This window comes from Salana multivorans, assembly GCF_003751805.1.
GTDB lineage: Bacteria > Actinomycetota > Actinomycetes > Actinomycetales > Beutenbergiaceae > Salana > Salana multivorans.
Window position 1 is genome coordinate 109,644 of record NZ_RKHQ01000001.1, and the last position, 16,395, is coordinate 126,038.

Annotated in this window: 9 protein-coding genes and 3 rRNA genes; 2 read left to right on the forward strand and 10 right to left on the reverse strand. The window is 67.5% G+C overall.

Going from position 1 to position 16,395, the window contains the following annotated elements; all coding sequences use genetic code 11:
• Positions 1–13 precede the first annotated feature (13 nt).
• From EDD28_RS00685 to EDD28_RS00715, 7 genes are all read right to left on the reverse strand, one after another.
• The gene (locus tag EDD28_RS00685; RefSeq protein WP_245967855.1) at positions 14–1,126 is read right to left on the reverse strand and encodes a branched-chain amino acid aminotransferase; all 1,113 of its coding nucleotides are present in this window, start codon (positions 1,124–1,126) and stop codon (positions 14–16) included.
• A 131-nt stretch (positions 1,127–1,257) separates the two neighbouring features.
• Positions 1,258–2,307: a 3-isopropylmalate dehydrogenase gene (locus EDD28_RS00690; protein ID WP_123737879.1), complete on the reverse strand. Its 1,050-nt coding sequence runs from the start codon at positions 2,305–2,307 to the stop codon at positions 1,258–1,260.
• Between the two features lie 87 nt (positions 2,308–2,394).
• Positions 2,395–3,018 (reverse strand): hypothetical protein, encoded by a 624-nt coding sequence (locus EDD28_RS00695; RefSeq protein WP_123737880.1) that lies wholly within the window; start codon positions 3,016–3,018, stop codon positions 2,395–2,397.
• Entirely contained in the window at positions 3,015–3,599 is a 585-nt protein-coding gene (locus tag EDD28_RS00700) for an ASCH domain-containing protein (protein ID WP_123737881.1), read from the reverse strand. Before EDD28_RS00700 ends, EDD28_RS00695 begins: the two co-directional genes overlap by 4 nt.
• 98 nt (positions 3,600–3,697) lie before the next feature.
• Positions 3,698–4,723 carry a ketol-acid reductoisomerase gene (ilvC, locus tag EDD28_RS00705; protein ID WP_123737882.1) on the reverse strand — a complete coding sequence of 342 codons (1,026 nt, stop codon included), beginning with the start codon at positions 4,721–4,723 and terminating at the stop codon, positions 3,698–3,700.
• A 39-nt stretch (positions 4,724–4,762) separates the two neighbouring features.
• Positions 4,763–5,287, reverse strand: coding sequence for an acetolactate synthase small subunit (ilvN, locus tag EDD28_RS00710; RefSeq protein WP_123737883.1), 525 nt, complete (start codon positions 5,285–5,287; stop codon positions 4,763–4,765).
• A gap of 2 nt (positions 5,288–5,289) precedes the next feature.
• Positions 5,290–7,158, reverse strand: coding sequence for an acetolactate synthase large subunit (locus EDD28_RS00715; protein WP_170169304.1), 1,869 nt, complete (start codon positions 7,156–7,158; stop codon positions 5,290–5,292).
• Positions 7,159–7,516: 358 nt separating this feature from the next.
• Here EDD28_RS00715 and EDD28_RS00720 point away from each other — a divergent pair, with 358 nt between their 5' ends.
• Entirely contained in the window at positions 7,517–8,911 is a 1,395-nt protein-coding gene (locus EDD28_RS00720; RefSeq protein WP_123737885.1) for an FAD-dependent oxidoreductase, read from the forward strand.
• Between the two features lie 10 nt (positions 8,912–8,921).
• Entirely contained in the window at positions 8,922–9,779 is an 858-nt protein-coding gene (sigJ, locus tag EDD28_RS00725) for an RNA polymerase sigma factor SigJ (protein WP_170169305.1), read from the forward strand.
• Positions 9,780–10,173: 394 nt separating this feature from the next.
• Here the strand turns inward: sigJ and rrf are convergent.
• The 3 genes from rrf to EDD28_RS00740 form a co-directional block, all read right to left on the reverse strand.
• Positions 10,174–10,291: ribosomal RNA gene (gene rrf, locus EDD28_RS00730) — 5S ribosomal RNA — on the reverse strand.
• A 102-nt stretch (positions 10,292–10,393) separates the two neighbouring features.
• A 23S ribosomal RNA gene (locus EDD28_RS00735) occupies positions 10,394–13,513 on the reverse strand.
• 283 nt (positions 13,514–13,796) lie between these two features.
• Positions 13,797–15,321, reverse strand: a 16S ribosomal RNA gene (locus EDD28_RS00740).
• The 16S, 23S and 5S rRNA genes sit together here, the layout of an rRNA operon.
• Positions 15,322–16,395: the final 1,074 nt, after the last annotated feature.

Sequence of the window (16,395 nt, forward strand, 5' to 3'; positions counted from 1 at the left end):
GACACCGCGTCGATCAGACGAGGCGGGTCAGCCAGCCGTGGGAGTCCTCGGCGCGCCCGTACTGGATGTCCGTGAGCGTGCGGTGGACCCACTCGGTCACGGGACCGGCCTCGCCGCCCCCGACCTCGAGGTCGAAGCCCTCGCCGGCCAGCCGTCCGATCGGGGAGACGACGGCGGCCGTCCCGCACGCGAACACCTCGGCCACCTCCCCCGAGCGGACGCCGTCGATGAGCTCGGCGACCGGGATGTCCCGCTCGCGCACCTCGAGGCCGCGCTCGGTCAGCAGCGTGAGGATCGAGGAGCGCGTGACGCCCTCGAGGATCGAGCCGGACAGGCGCGGGGTCGACGCGACGCCGTCCTTCCCGACGACCACGACGTTCATGCCGCCGAGCTCCTCGACGTAGGTGTCGCTCGCGTCGGTGAACAGGATCTGGTCGAAGCCCTTGGCGGCGGCCTCGGCCTGCGGCCGCAGGCTCGCGGCGTAGTTGCCGCCGCACTTGGCCGCGCCCGTGCCGCCGGGGGCCGCGCGCTTGTAGTCGCGGCTCACCCAGATCGCGACGGGCTTGAGGCCCTTCGCGAAGTAGGGCCCGACGGGCGAGGCGATGACGAGGTAGTCCACCCGGTTCGCCGCACGCACGCCGAGGAACGCCTCGGACGCGAACATGAACGGACGCAGGTAGAGCGAGGAGCCCGGCGTCGTCGGCACCCACTCGACGTCCGTGTGGACGAGCGTGCGCAGCGAGTCGAGGAAGTCCTGCTCGGGCAGGACGGGCAGCGCGAGACGCTCGGCGCTGCGGGCGAACCGCGCGGCGTTGGCCTCCGGGCGGAAGGACCAGACGGAGCCGTCCGGGTGGGCGTACGCCTTGAGGCCCTCGAAGACCTCCTGCGCGTAGTGCAGGACGGCGGCTGCGGGGTCCATCTGGAGCGGCCCGTAGGCCTCGACGCGGCGGTCGTGCCAGCCCTCGTCGACGGTCCAGACGGCGCGGGCCATGTGGTCGGTGAAGGCGGTGCCGAACCGGAGGTCGGCGAGGACGGCGGCGCGCTCGGTGACCGTGCGCGGGCTGGAGGAGGGACGCACCTCGAACGACGACACGGTCGCGGGAGACGTCAGGGTGGACTCGGACACAGCAGAAACCTCCGTGGTTCGCGTTGGGTAGAACCTACGCCCTCTGACGGGCGGGAGAGCGCACGACGACGCGTGCCGCTACGGCTCCTCCGGCGACCCTGGTCACCGACGGAGGACGGGAGAGCTCGATGTCAGCCGCGTACTCGCGCGACGATCGAGTCACCGACCTCGGTCGTGCTGCGCGGGGCGGGGTTCCCCGCCCGGTCGGCGATGTCCTGCTCGACGGCAGCCTCGATGCCGGCGGCCTGCTCGTCGAGGCCGAGGTGGCGCAGGAGCAGCGCGACGGAGAGGATCGTCGCCGTCGGGTCCGCCTTGCCCTGGCCCGCGATGTCGGGGGCCGAGCCGTGGACGGGCTCGAACATCGACGGGAACTCGCCCGTCGGGTTGATGTTGCCGGACGCGGCCAGGCCGATGCCGCCCGTGATGGCCGCGGCGAGGTCGGTGAGGATGTCACCGAACAGGTTGTCCGTCACGATGACGTCGAACCGGGCCGGGTCGGTCACGAGGTAGATCGTCGCGGCGTCGACGTGGGCGTAGTCGACGGTGACGTCGGGGAACTCCGCCGCGACCTGCTCGACCGTGCGGCGCCACAGGTGGCCGGCGTGGACGAGCACGTTGTGCTTGTGGACGAGGGTGAGCTTCTTGCGCGGGCGCGCCTGGGCGCGCTCGAAGGCGTCGCGCACCACGCGCTCCACGCCATAGGCGGTGTTGACGCTGACCTCGTTCGCGACCTCGTGCGGCGTGCCGACGCGGATCGCGCCGCCGTTGCCGACGTAGGGACCCTCGGTCCCCTCGCGCACGACGACGAAGTCGACCTCGCCCGGGTTGCCCAGCGGCGTCGGGACGCCCGGGTAGAGGCGCGAGGGACGCAGGTTCACGTAGTGGTCGAAGGCGAAGCGGAGCTTGAGCAGGAGACCGCGCTCGAGCACGCCGCTCGGCACGCGCGGGTCCCCGATGGCACCGAGCAGGATCGCCTCGTGCTGGGCGAGGCCCTCGAGGTCGGCGTCGGTGAGCGTCTCGCCGGTGGCGTGCCAGCGCTCGGCACCGAGGGCGTACTCGGTGGTGTGGACCCCGATGCCGGAGCCCTCCAGCACGGCGTCGAGGACCTTGAGGCCCTCCGCCACCACCTCGGGGCCGATTCCGTCCCCGGCGATCACTGCGAGATCAAGCGTGCGCGTCATGGCCGGGATGCTACTCCGCGTCCCACGTTGCGGACTCGCCGTCTCGGAGTGTGGTCAGGGGCGAGTCGGGGACAGCCGTCCGACGGTTCAGGCGACGGGCGAGATCTTGAGGCCGATGAGCACGACGAGACCGAACCAGCCGCCGACGGCCCACCACAGACAGGTCAGGAGGCGCGTCCAGGTCTCGGTGACCTTCGGCGGGACCAGCCAGGACAGCGCCGGCAGGTCGTCGAGGAACTCGAGCACCTCGTGCGGGAGCTTCACGACCTTCCACAGCGCGACCAGCCGCCGCAGCAGCCCGATCCTGCTCCCCCGCACCACGGCGTCGAGCTCGCCGAGGATGCCGACCGTCCCGACGACGTGCCGGGAGAAGGCGAGGGCGTCGCGCCCGACGGCCTTGGGGTCGCTCGCCGCGCGCGTCGTCGCGACGGCCGCGCGCAGGAAGGCGACGGCGACCCAGACGCCGACGGCGCCGACGACGACCGGGACGAGCTTCCACCAGCCCGGGACGGTGAGCCCGAGCCCGATCAGGACGAGGGCCGGGAGAGCTGTCGCGATGGCGAGGGCCCACGCCGGCAGGACGAGCCAGCGCAGGACGCGGCCGATCCGGGCGACGACGGTCTCGAGCTGGGTGGTGCGGGCGACGACCTCGGGGGCGCTCGGATCCTGCGCCTGGTCGGTCCACCAGGTGGCGTCGGCGGGGGTCGTCACGCCCCGTCCCCCGGCGCGGGCGTCGGGGTCGCGGTCGGGGCGGGCGAGGGGTCGACGAGCTCGAACGTCTCGCACAGCACGAGCATGTCCGGGCCGAACGCGTCGTCGCCGAGGACGCGGCGCCAGGAGCGCTCGTGCTCGCGGCGCCAGTGCTCGAGCGATCCGTCGCCCTCGCCCTCGGCCGCCGCGAAGGCCGGCGTCACGTCGCGGAACGCGACCTGGGTGACGCTCGTCGTGCGGATGAGCGCCCGCGGGCGCTCCCGCCCGTCGAGCACGATCCACAGGTCGCCGACGCGCGGCGCCGGCTCGTCGTCCGAGAGCTCGGCCATCGCCGTCGACGTCGCCGTCTTGCGGCCCGTGAGCACCAGCCCGAGGAGCTCGTCCGCGAGCTCCGGGGAGTCGCCGAAGGAGAAGGCGGGCGGCGGGACGGTCCCCTGGACGCCCGGACCCGTCACGACGTGGGCCCGACTCACCTTGACCTTGGCGCGCACCGACTCCCAGTAGCGCACGAGTGCGTCGTCCGCGTCACGCGCGGCGAGGTCGAAGGCCTCCGGCGCGCGGTTCTCCTCGTCGTTCGTCATTCGCCCATTGAACCAGGCCCGACCGACACGCAGCCGCAGACGACGAACGCGGGGCCCGGCACCCGGTCAGGTGCCGCGACCCCGCGTTCGGTGACGGGTCAGCGCGCGGCGCTGCCCTCGGTGTAGTCGGCGTCCTGCTGCTTCCACGCGAACAGCGACCGCAGCTGCTTGCCCGTCGTCTCGATCGGGTGCTGGGCCTCCTTGGCGCGCAGCTCGAGGAACTCCGGCGCGCCGGCGTCCTGGTCGGCGATGAACCGCGAGGCGAACGCGCCCGACTGGATGTCGGCGAGGACCGCGGCCATGTTGGCCTTGACGCTCGGGTCGATGACGCGCGGGCCGGAGACGTAGTCGCCGTACTCCGCCGTGTCCGAGATGGACCAGCGCTGCTTGGCGATGCCGCCCTCCCACATGAGGTCGACGATGAGCTTGAGCTCGTGCAGCACCTCGAAGTAGGCGATCTCCGGCTGGTAGCCGGCCTCGACCAGCGTCTCGAACCCGTACTGGACGAGGTGCGACACGCCGCCGCAGAGGACGGCCTGCTCACCGAACAGGTCGGTCTCGGTCTCCTCCGTGAACGTCGTCCGGATGACGCCGGCGCGCGTGCCGCCGATCGCCTTCGCGTAGGACAGGGCCGTCTCCCACGCCGTGCCCGAGGCGTCGACCTCGACCGCGATGATGTCCGGGATGCCGCGGCCGGCGACGTACTCGCGACGCACCGTGTGGCCCGGGGCCTTGGGCGCGACGAGGATGACGTCGACGCCGTCGGGCGCCTCGATGTAGCCGAACCGGATGTTGAAGCCGTGCGCGAACGCGAGGGTCTTGCCCGCGGCGAGGTTCGGCTTGATCTGCTCGCTGTAGATCGAGCGCTGGTGCTGGTCGGGCGCCAGGATCATGATGAGGTCGGCCCACGCCGTGGCGTCGGCGACCGACATCACGGTGAAGCCCTCCTCCTCGGCCTTCGCCTTGGACTTCGAGCCCTCCTTGAGGGCGATGACGACCTCGACGCCGGAGTCCCGCAGGTTCTGCGCGTGCGCGTGCCCCTGGGAGCCGTAGCCGACGATCGCGACCTTCTTCCCCTGGATGACGGACAGGTCGGCGTCGTCGTCGTAGAACAGCTCAGCCACGATGAGTATCTCCTTGTAGTGGTGGGATGGAAGCAGAGTTCAGGCGGAGCGCGACAGGCGCTCGAGGGCGCGGTCGCTCATGGAGCGGGCACCGCGGCCGATGGCGACGGTACCGGACTTCACCATCTCCCGGACCCCGTAGGGCTCGAGGGCGGTGAGCAGCGCGCCCAGCTTGTCCGGGCCGCCCGTCGCCTCGATCGTCACGGCCTCCGGGGCGACGTCGACGACGTGCGCCCGGAACAGCTCGACGACCTGGAGGACCGCGGTCCGCGAGGCGTCGTCGGCCTTGACCTTGACGAGCAGGAGCTCGCGCTGGACCGACGCGCGGTCCTCGAGCTCGACGATCTTGATGACGTTGACGAGCTTGTTCAGCTGCTTCGTCACCTGCTCGAGCGGCAGCTCCTCGACGTCGACGACGACGGTGATGCGCGACACGTCGTCGTGCTCCGTCGGGCCGACCGCCAGGGAGTGGATGTTGAACGCGCGGCGCGCGAACAGCGCCGCGACCCGGGTGAGGACACCGGGCTTGTTCTCGACGAGTACCGACAGGGTGTGACGGCTCATGGTCAGTCCTCCCGCTCGAAGTCCGGGGTGATCCCCCGGGCGTACTGGATGGCGTCGTTGGAGACGCCGGAGGCCACCATCGGCCACACCATGGCGTCGCGGCTCACGGTGAAGTCGACGACCACGGGCACGTCGTCGATCTCGTTCGCCCGCTTGATGGTCGCGTCGACGTCCTTCTCCGACTCGCACCGCAGCCCGACGCAGCCGTAGGCCTCGGCGAGCTTGACGAAGTCGGGGATCCGCCGGCTGCCGTGCCCGGTGGAGAGCTCCGTGTGGGAGTAGCGGCCGTCGTAGAACAGCGTCTGCCACTGCCGGACCATGCCGAGCGAGGAGTTGTTGATGAGGGCGACCTTGATCGGGATGCCCTCGATGGCGCAGGTGGCCAGCTCCTGGTTCGTCATCTGGAAGCAGCCGTCGCCGTCGATCGCCCACACGGTCCGGTCGGGCTGGCCGACCTTCGCGCCCATCGCGGCGGGGACGGCGTAGCCCATCGTGCCGAGGCCGCCGGAGTTGAGCCACGAGCGGGGGCGCTCGTAGTCGATGAACTGCGCGGCCCACATCTGGTGCTGGCCGACGCCGGCGACGTAGACCGCCTCCGGGCCGGTGATCTTCCCGAGCCGCTCGATCACGTGCTGCGGGGCGAGCAGCCCGTCCTCCGTCGCGTGCCAGCCGCGCGGGTAGGTCTCGCGCAGCTTGCCGAGCTGCGCCCACCAGCCCTCGAGGTCGGGCAGGCCGTGCTGCTCGTGCTCCTTGACCAGCTCGCGCGTCATCTCGGTGATGACGTCGTTGATCTCCCCCACGATCGGCACGTCGGCGCGCCGGTTCTTCGAGATCTCGGCGGGGTCGATGTCCGCGTGGACCACCGTCGCGAGCGGCGCGAAGCTCGACAGGAGACCCGTCACGCGGTCGTCGAACCGGGTGCCGAGCGCGACGATGAGGTCGGCCCGCTGGAGCGCGGCGACGGCGGGCACCGTCCCGTGCATCCCGGGCATGCCGAGGTGCTGCGGGTGGGTGTCCGGCAGGGCACCGCGTGCCATGAGCGTCGTGACGACGGGGGCCCCGGACAGGTCCGTGAGGGCGCGCAGGGCCTCGCTCGCGTTGCCGCGGATGACGCCACCGCCGACGTACAGCACCGGGCGCTTCGCCGTCGCCAGCAGCCGGGCGGCCTCGCGCACCTGCTTGAGGTGCGGCTTCACGGTCGGGTGGTAGCCGGGCAGCTCGAGCTCGTCGGGCCAGTGGAACGTCATCTCGGACGTCTGCGCCGACTTCGCGATGTCGACGAGGACGGGCCCCGGACGTCCCGTGGCGGCGATGTGGAACGCCTCCGCGATGCGCGCCGGGATCTCGGCGGCGTCCGTCACGAGGAACGAGTGCTTCGTCACCGGCATGGTGACCCCGACGATGTCGGCCTCCTGGAAGGCGTCCGTCCCGATGAGGCTCGCGCCGACCTGACCCGTGATCGCGACCATCGGGACCGAGTCCATGTTCGCGTCCGCGAGCGGCGTCACGAGGTTGGTCGCCCCCGGGCCCGACGTGGCGATGCAGACGCCGACGCGGCCCGTCGCGTGCGCGTAGCCGGACGCGGCGTGGCCGGCGCCCTGCTCGTGCCGGACGAGGATGTGCCGCAGCTTGGTCGAGTCGAGCAGCGGGTCGTAGGTCGGGAGGATCGCACCGCCGGGAAGGCCGAAGACGACGTCCGTGCCCGCGGCCTCGAGCGACCGTACGATCGCGCTCGCTCCCGTCATGCGCTCGCCCTCGCCCTCGACGGCGGACGAGGCCTGGGCACGCGGACGCGCCGGGATGGGCGACCTGGTCGGCGCGGCAGGGCCGCGGACGGCGGCCGTGCTCGACCGGTTCACAGTGGTCGACATCTCCTCACTCCTTCTCGAACTCATCGGATCGGCAGCCGCTCGATGCGGCGTGCTGACACACAAAAGCCCCTCGAGCCGATCGGCAGCTCCAGGGGCGAGGCAGTCGCAGCGTACGCGTCAGTCGCCCACGGGGGGTACGACGACGAGAAGCGCGGTGAACATGGGTCGACTGTAGCGCACGACATCCCGTACGTACCATTCCGTGGAATCACGGTCTCAAATGATGGACGGGCGTCACAGCGACGGTGCGAGCGGTGTCCTTCTGGTGACGGTCCAGCCACGAGGGCCGTCGCGCCGCGGCCCGGCCCCGGAGCGGTGAGCACCGGGGCGGACGGGCCAACGAACGGATGGAGGACGCATGACGACGACGGTGATCGGTGCCGGCTACGCCGGGGTGATGGCGGCGAACCGGCTCGCCGCGAGCGGGGAGGGCGTGACGGTGGTGACCCCGGCGCCCTGGTTCGTCGAGCGGATCCGGCTGCACGCCGTGGCGGGCGGGACCCGGCCGACCGCGCGGGTGGCGCTGAGCGAGCTCCTGCACCCGGACGTCACCCTCGTCACGGACACCGTCGCGCGGATCGGGGACGTGCTCGAGCTCGCCTCCGGCGCCACGCTGACCTACGACACGGCGATCTACGCCGTCGGTTCCGGCGGACGGCGGGGTGCGGCGACAGGGGGTGACGACGACTGGGACGCGACCGGAGAACACGGGGTCGGACCGGACGCGCCGGACGGGACCGGTGGGGACGAGGCCGAACGGGACACGACCGGTGGGCCCGGTGCCGGGACGAGCGGGGCCGCGGCCGACGCCGGGAGGCCCGGCACCGGGACGACCGTTCACTCGGTGAGCGACGAGGCGAGCGCGCTGGCGCTGCGCGCGTCGTTGGCGCACCGCCCGGAGGCGCCGGTCACCGTGGTCGGTGCCGGCCTCACGGGCGTGGAGCTGGCGGGCACGCTGCGCGCCTCCGGCCGGCGCGTCCGGCTCGTCACGGCGAGCGAGCCGGTGCGACGGGGACCCCGGGCGCAGCTCGCCTCGCTCGTGCGCGCCGGCGTCGACGTCGAGGTGCGGCGATGGTCGGCCGGCGGGGAGTCGGCGTCGACGGACCACGCGGAACGGTCCCGGGGCGGCGCGCGGCCGGGGCCTGTCGTCGACCGCGTCGGCGCGGCGACTCCCCCGACGGACCGCGGAGACGCCCCGGCCCCGACGGCTCGCACCGCCCGCTCGGGCGAGGATCGGGTGGAACCCGCCGACCCGGACGCCATCGTCGTCGACGCCACCGGCTTCGCCTACCCGACGCTGGCGGCCGACTCCGGGCTGCCGACGGACGCGCTCGGCCGGCTGCTCGTCGACGCCTCGCTCACCGTGCCGGGCCGGCCGCGGATCCTCGGGGCGGGCGATGCGGTCCGCATCGACGCCCCGGGGTACGGGCACCTCCGCCCGGCGTGCGCCACCGCCCTGCCGATGGGCGCGCACGCGGCCGACGTGATCCTCGCCCGGGCGCAGGGTCGGCCCGTGCCCGTCTTCGGCCTGGGCTACGTGCTCCAGTGCGTCGACCTCGGCGACGGACGGGGCCACATCCAGCTCGTGCACTCCGACGACACGGAGCGCCAGCTCGCCGTCACGGGTCGGGCCGGTGGGATGGTCAAGGAGGCCGTGTGCCGGATGACGCTGCGCTGGCTGACCCAGGAGGGGCGGCGACCGGGGTCCTACCGGTGGGCGGCGCCCCCGCGGAGCCGGTCGGGCGCGGCCTAGGATGACCGCGATGGACCACGCCGCCGTCTTCGCCGAGCACAGGCCGCGGATGCTGGCCGCCGCCTTCCACATCACGGGGTCGCGGCACGACGCCGAGGACGTCGTCCAGGACGCGTGGCTCGCGTGGGCCCGCGTCGACGGCGCATCGGTGCGGGAACCCGGGGCGTTCCTCGGCGTCATGGCATCGCGGCTGGCGCTCAACGCCGTCCGCACGCAGCGGCGACGGCGGGAGAGCTATCCGGGGCCGTGGCTGCCGGAGCCCGTGGTCGAGGACGGGTCGCCCGAGTGGGCCGTGCTGCACAGCGACGGGCTCGGCCAGGCGCTGGACTTCGTCCTCACCACGCTCACGCCGGAGCAGGCGACCGCCTACGTCCTGCGCAAGGTGCTCGACGTGGCGTACGACGAGATCGCCGGGGTGCTCGAGACCTCGCCGGCGGCGGCGCGCCAGCTCGTCTCGCGCGCCCAGCGCGCGATCGCCGCCGACCTGGGCGCGCTCGGGGGTGGCCAGCTCGAGCGGGACGCCCGAGCGCTCGAGCGGCTGGGGGCCGCGGTCGCGGAGGGCGACGTCGAGGCGATCGTCGCCCTCCTCTCCCCCGACGCGACGCTCTACTCCGACGGCGGCGGACGCAGGACCGCCGCGCTGCGCCCCATCCTGGGCGCCGAGAAGATCGCCCGAACGCTGCTCGGGCTGGCCCGGAACGCAGGACTGCGCATCACGCCGGCGCTCGTCAACGGCGGCGCCGGCGTCCTGGTGCAGGAGCTCGGGACTCTCACGACGACGATCACGCTGCACACCACCGACGAGGGCGTTCACGCGCTGTACTTCGTCCGCAACCCGGAGAAGCTCGCCTCGATCGACGCGTCCTGACGGCCGAGTCGCTGTGCGCCCGACCGCCGCACGCTCGGGCCGAGGGACCACGAGCCGACGGACGGCGGGCCGGGTCGGAGAGGCCGGCCGGTCTCGCGGACGAGCCCGGCCCTCCGGATGCCTGCCGGCGACCTGCCTCGCTGACGACATGCCCGCTGACGAGATGCGTGCCGACGACCTCCGGGCCGTCACTGACGAGAAGCACCGCCCCGGCGACCCCTCTACGGTCAGCTCTCCCGGCGTCGCGTCCGCCGTCATGTCCAGGCCTCATCGCCGTTCGCAGAGCACGTCGTGCGGGGTCAGCCCCAGGCTCCCGACCCGCCTGGGAATAGCGAAGAGCCCCGGAGGAGAATGACCGTTGGTCATCCCTCTCCGGGGCTCTTCGTGGTTGGGGTGGCGGCGGTGTCCTACTCTCCCACACCCTGGCGGGTGCAGTACCATCGGCGCTGAGGGGCTTAGCTTCCGGGTTCGGAATGGGACCGGGCGTTTCCCGCCTCGCTGTGGCCGCCGCCACGACTGTATGAACTTCTCAACCCGTGCACCCCGATGTGGGGGTGGGTTGGTGGTTCGGGAACCGCACAGTGGACGCGTAGCACAACTCTTGATCTTTGGTTGTGGGTAAGTGGTCGGCCTATTAGTACCGGTCAGCTCCACAGGTCTTTAGTCCCTGCTTCCACTTCCGGCCTATCAACCCAGTGGTCTACTGGGGGCCTCTCCACCCTCAAAGGGGTGATGGAAACCTCATCTTGAAGTAGGCTTCCCGCTTAGATGCTTTCAGCGGTTATCCCTTCCCAACGTAGCTAACCAGCAGTGCTCCTGGCGGAACAACTGGCACACCAGAGGTTAGTCCGTCCCGGTCCTCTCGTACTAAGGACAGCACTTCTCAAGTTTCCTGCGCGCGCAGCGGATAGGGACCGAACTGTCTCACGACGTTCTAAACCCAGCTCGCGTGCCGCTTTAATGGGCGAACAGCCCAACCCTTGGGACCGACTCCAGCCCCAGGATGCGACGAGCCGACATCGAGGTGCCAAACCATGCCGTCGATATGGACTCTTGGGCAAGATCAGCCTGTTATCCCCGGGGTACCTTTTATCCGATGAGCGACGGCGCTTCCACAAGCCACCGCCGGATCACTAGTCCCGACTTTCGTCCCTGTTCGACCTGTCGGTCTCACAGTCAAGCTCCCTTGTGCACTTACACTCAACACCTGATTGCCAACCAGGCTGAGGGAACCTTTGGGCGCCTCCGTTACATTTTGGGAGGCAACCGCCCCAGTTAAACTACCCACCAGGCACTGTCCCTGAACCGGATTACGGTCCGAAGTTAGATGTCCAAAGCGACCAGAGTGGTATTTCAAGGACGACTCCACAACCACTGGCGTGGCTGCTTCACAGTCTCCCACCTATCCTACACAAGCCGCTCCGAACACCAATACCAAGCTATAGTAAAGGTCCCGGGGTCTTTCCGTCCTGCTGCGCGTAACGAGCATCTTTACTCGTAGTGCAATTTCGCCGAGTTCGCGGTTGAGACAGCGGAGAAGTCGTTACGCCATTCGTGCAGGTCGGAACTTACCCGACAAGGAATTTCGCTACCTTAGGATGGTTATAGTTACCACCGCCGTTTACTGGGGCTTAAATTCTCAGCTTCGAACCCGAAGGCTCTAACCGGTCCTCTTAACCTTCCAGCACCGGGCAGGCGTCAGTCCGTATACATCGTCTTGCGACTTCGCACGGACCTGTGTTTTTAGTAAACAGTCGCTTCTCCCTGGTCTCTGCGGCCCTTGCCCGCTCTACCCAGCAAGTGGGTGTCACGGTCCGGGCCCCCCTTCTCCCGAAGTTACGGGGGCATTTTGCCGAGTTCCTTAACCACGATTCACTCGATCGCCTTAGTATTCTCTACCTGACCACCTGAGTCGGTTTAGGGTACGGGCGGCTAGTCCCTCGCGTCGAGGTTTTTCTTGGCACCATAGGATCACCATATTCCCACATACGTGGTCACCATCACCTCTCGGAGTACATGTTTCCCGGATTTGCCTGGGAAACCTCCTACGGGCTTGGAAGGAGACAACCATCGCTCCAACTGGCTACCTTCATGCGTCACCCCTGTTAATACGCTTACCTACTACCAGGCGAGGTCCCACGCGCCCCGTGCCCGGTGGGCTCCCGAAGGAACCCTATGGGCACGGTTTGGGTGGTTAGTACACCTGAGCTCGGTATGGGCGGTCCTTCGCCGGTACGGGAATATCAACCCGTTGTCCATCGACTACGCCTGTCGGCCTCGCCTTAGGTCCCGACTTACCCAGGGCGGATTAACCTGGCCCTGGAACCCTTGGTCATTCGGCGGACGGGTTTCTCACCCGTCTTTCGCTACTCATGCCTGCATTCTCACTCGTGTAGGCTCCACCACTGGATCACTCCGCGGCTTCACTGCCCACACGACGCTCCCCTACCCATGCGAACGCCTGAACCACGAAGGCTTAGCAAAGTTCGCATGACACAGCTTCGGCGGTGTGCTTGAGCCCCGCTACATTATCGGCGCGGAATCACTTGACCAGTGAGCTATTACGCACTCTTTCAAGGGTGGCTGCTTCTAAGCCAACCTCCTGGTTGTCTGGGCAACTCCACATCCTTTCCCACTTAGCACACGCTTAGGGGCCTTAGCTGGTGTTCTGGGCTGTTTCCCTCTCGACTATGAAGCTTATCCCCCACAGTCTCACTGCTGCGCTTGGCTTACCGGCATTCGGAGTTTGGCTGACGTCAGTAACCTGGTAGGGCCCATCGGCCATCCAGTAGCTCTACCTCCGGCAAGGAACACGCAACGCTGCACCTATATGCATTTCGGGGAGAACCAGCTATCACGGAGTTTGATTGGCCTTTCACCCCTACCCACAGGTCATCCCCCAGGTTTTCAACCCTGGTGGGTTCGGTCCTCCACACTGTCTTACCAGTGCTTCAACCTGCCCATGGGTAGATCACTCCGCTTCGGGTCTAGAGCACGCGACTGAAACGCCCTATTCGGACTCGCTTTCGCTACGGCTTCCCCACACGGGTTAACCTCGCCACGTACCACTAACTCGCAGGCTCATTCTTCAAAAGGCACGCCGTCACCCCTGCTAAGGAGGCTCCGACGGATTGTAAGCAGCCGGTTTCAGGTACTATTTCACTCCCCTCCCGGGGTACTTTTCACCTTTCCCTCACGGTACTTGTCCGCTATCGGTCATCAGGTAGTATTTAGGCTTAGCAAGTGGTCTTGCCAGATTCACACGGGATTTCACGGGCCCCGTGCTACTCGGGAACACTCCAAGGAGACCATGCCGTTTCGTCTACAGGACTACCACCCTCTACGGTCGGCCATTCAAGACCGTTCGACTACGACACGATTTTCTCACTCCCTACAGTCACGGCAGCGACTGTCAGAAGGTCCCACAACACCGCACACACAACGCCTGCCGGCTTGAACATGCGCACGGTTTAGCCTCATCCGCTTTCGCTCGCCACTACTCACGGAATATCTCTTCCTGCCGGTACTGAGATGTTTCACTTCCCGGCGTTCCCTCCACACACCCTATATATTCAGGTGCGGGTCACACAACATGACTTGTGCGGGGTTTCCCCATTCGGACACCCTCGGATCACAGCTTGTTTGCCAACTCCCCGAGGCTTATCGCAGGCTACCACGTCCTTCTTCGGCTCCTGATGCCAAGGCATCCACCGACTGCTCTTAAACACTTGACCACAAAAGATCAAAGATGCTCGCGTCCACTGTGCAGTTCTCAAACAACCACCCCACCAACACACCACCAGACACAACAGCCTGGAAGCGGCCGGGGCACACCCAGAGGCGTGTTGCCTCAGGACCCAACAGCATGCTCATGACGAACCATGTTCCACCCAAAGAGGAAAGCCACGACACCCCACACAACACACAACGCGTCATGCTTCGGTCGACACACCCACCACCCCGACCCCCGCAACAGCAGGACCCAGAACGCATGGATGCGACATGATGGCTCCTTAGAAAGGAGGTGATCCAGCCGCACCTTCCGGTACGGCTACCTTGTTACGACTTAGTCCTAATCGCCAATCCCACCTTCGACAGCTCCCCCCACAAGGGTTGGGCCACTGGCTTCGGGTGTTACCGACTTTCATGACTTGACGGGCGGTGTGTACAAGGCCCGAGAACGTATTCACCGCAGCATTGCTGATCTGCGATTACTAGCGACTCCGACTTCATGGGGTCGAGTTGCAGACCCCAATCCGAACTGAGACCGGCTTTATGGGATTCGCTCCACCTTACGGTATCGCAGCCCTTTGTACCGGCCATTGTAGCATGCGTGAAGCCCAAGCCATAAGGGGCATGATGATTTGACGTCATCCCCACCTTCCTCCGAGTTGACCCCGGCAGTCTCCCATGAGTCCCCACCACTACGTGCTGGCAACATGGGACGAGGGTTGCGCTCGTTGCGGGACTTAACCCAACATCTCACGACACGAGCTGACGACAACCATGCACCACCTGTGCACGAGTGTCCAAAGAGACCACCATCTCTGGTGGCTTCCCGTGCATGTCAAAGCTTGGTAAGGTTCTTCGCGTTGCATCGAATTAATCCGCATGCTCCGCCGCTTGTGCGGGCCCCCGTCAATTCCTTTGAGTTTTAGCCTTGCGGCCGTACTCCCCAGGCGGGGCACTTAATGCGTTAGCTACGGCGCGGAACCCGTGGAATGGACCCCACACCTAGTGCCCAACGTTTACGGCATGGACTACCAGGGTATCTAATCCTGTTCGCTCCCCATGCTTTCGCTCCTCAGCGTCAGTAACGGCCCAGAGACCTGCCTTCGCCATCGGTGTTCCTCCTGATATCTGCGCATTCCACCGCTACACCAGGAATTCCAGTCTCCCCTACCGCACTCTAGTCTGCCCGTACCCACTGCACGCCTCAAGTTGAGCCTGAGGATTTCACAGCAGACGCGACAAACCGCCTACGAGCTCTTTACGCCCAATAATTCCGGACAACGCTCGCGCCCTACGTATTACCGCGGCTGCTGGCACGTAGTTAGCCGGCGCTTCTTCTGCAGGTACCGTCACCCAAAGGCTTCTTCCCTACTGAAAGAGGTTTACAACCCGAAGGCCGTCATCCCTCACGCGGCGTCGCTGCATCAGGCTTTCGCCCATTGTGCAATATTCCCCACTGCTGCCTCCCGTAGGAGTCTGGGCCGTGTCTCAGTCCCAGTGTGGCCGGTCACCCTCTCAGGCCGGCTACCCGTCAAAGCCTTGGTAGGCCACTACCCCACCAACAAGCTGATAGGCCGCGAGTCCATCCCAAACCAGACAAGCCTTTCCACACACCACCATGCGATAATGTGTCATATCCAGTATTAGCCACCGTTTCCGGTAGTTATCCCAGAGTCTGGGGCAGGTTACTCACGTGTTACTCACCCGTTCGCCACTAACCAACCCAGCAAGCTGAGCCAGTCCGTTCGACTTGCATGTGTAAAGCACGCCGCCAGCGTTCGTCCTGAGCCAGGATCAAACTCTCCGTCAAAAACATTCAACAAAAGAGAGCAAGAAAACAAGCTCCAAACCCATCCACCCAGAAACGAGGAACCAGGCAGACAAGCAAAACAACAAACAACCACACCCACGACAAAACATGAGCATGATCAAATGGCATCATTCGTCACAAACACACTGTTGAGTTCTCAAACAACACACCCCACACAGACAAACCCAACCAACCAAAGCCAGCCAGACCCACCCGGGGCAACCTCTCCACCCTACACACTCTTAGCCAGCCGGTCAAACCGTCTCGCTGTGATCCGTGTCTCAGAGAGGGGGGTGATCCTCCGTTCGGCTCTCGCCGCCCGTTCCGGATCGAAGTCTCGCGCTCCGTCCTGGCTCAGCCAGTCCGTTCGGCGCAACTTCTCTACCTTACTCATCTCGCTCGGAGCCAGTCAAATCGGCTCGATCTCGGTGAGTGTCGATAGGTGGGGATCCCGCCCGGCTCGAGAGCCGGTCAGTTCCATCCCTCGCCCGGCCTCCCGTCAGCGCTGCTGTCCGGTGCTCCGTGGCGTGAGAAGAACGTTACGTCGGCCGCCGCCGGGGCGCAAATCCGCGGGATCTCGGGCGTGTCACGCGCGCCTACCCGGACAGACCGAGACAAACGGCTCCGATCGGCCGCATGGCCGCCGTCCGGCTGGGCTCACCATCCCGGGGATACCGCCGGTGTCGACCGTCCCGGCTCCCCTCGGACGGCCGATCCCGGGCCTCGTGCCCGCGGACCCGTCCGTCATGCGGCGAGCGCCCGAACCCCTCTCACGGGGTTCGGGCGCTCGCGCCACGTCGGGCCGCAGCGCGTCCCACCTCCTCGGCCCCACCACATCGACGACCATGCCGTCGTCGGCACCGACGGCCGGGATCGGTACGGGCCTCTCAGCGCTCGCGCCACGTCGGGTCTCGCGCGCCGCAGCTCCCGCCGCACCCCCAGCGCGTCGACGACCCCCGCCGTCGCGGGTGCGGCGGAGCCGACCGCCGAGACCGGCACCACCCCTGAGCCCCCGCCCGCCGACCAGCAGGATCGACCGCCGCGGGCGGCGCCGGCGCGGGCACGGCCGACGCC

Coding starts and splice junctions, on each gene's coding strand:
- EDD28_RS00690 (WP_123737879.1), bottom strand. CDS start 2,307: ATGACGCGCACGCTTGATCTCGCAGTGATCGCCGGGGACGGAATCGGC.
- EDD28_RS00700 (WP_123737881.1), bottom strand. CDS start 3,599: ATGACGAACGACGAGGAGAACCGCGCGCCGGAGGCCTTCGACCTCGCC.
- ilvN (WP_123737883.1), bottom strand. CDS start 5,287: ATGAGCCGTCACACCCTGTCGGTACTCGTCGAGAACAAGCCCGGTGTC.
- EDD28_RS00715 (WP_170169304.1), bottom strand. CDS start 7,158: ATGTCGACCACTGTGAACCGGTCGAGCACGGCCGCCGTCCGCGGCCCT.
- EDD28_RS00720 (WP_123737885.1), top strand. CDS start 7,517: ATGACGACGACGGTGATCGGTGCCGGCTACGCCGGGGTGATGGCGGCG.
- sigJ (WP_170169305.1), top strand. CDS start 8,922: ATGGACCACGCCGCCGTCTTCGCCGAGCACAGGCCGCGGATGCTGGCC.